The following is a 319-nucleotide window of genomic DNA, read 5'->3' on the forward strand; positions in this document are numbered from 1 at the left end:
AGCTAACTTGTACTAATTACCCGTGAGGCTTAACCATACAACGCCAAACGCGTTTTGTGACAGAAACAAGCGACAGAAGTTAATAGCTAAAGTAGATAAATACTTAGACTTAAAAAATATTATCAGAATTTTCCAGATTTATGAGGTGACTCTTAGCGCGTAGCGTTAACATTGAGGCACCTTGCGCAAAGGAAAAAGAAGCACTACGTGCTTGTCATTACTCCTTTGCACCTAATTTGCTTGGTAACCATAGCGTTTTGGACCCACCTGACCCCATGCCGAACTCAGTAGTGAAACGAAACAGCGCCGATGATAGTGT

1 rRNA gene is annotated in these 319 nt (G+C 41.7%); it reads left to right on the plus strand.

The annotated features are described in order from the left end of the window. Positions 1 to 239: 239 nt before the first annotated feature. Positions 240 to 319: ribosomal RNA gene (gene rrf / locus PSH50_RS21070) — 5S ribosomal RNA — on the plus strand; the annotation flags it as partial.

Source organism: Pseudoalteromonas sp. Angola-7, assembly GCF_028599255.1.
In the GTDB taxonomy this organism is placed as follows: Bacteria; Pseudomonadota; Gammaproteobacteria; order Enterobacterales; family Alteromonadaceae; genus Pseudoalteromonas; species Pseudoalteromonas atlantica.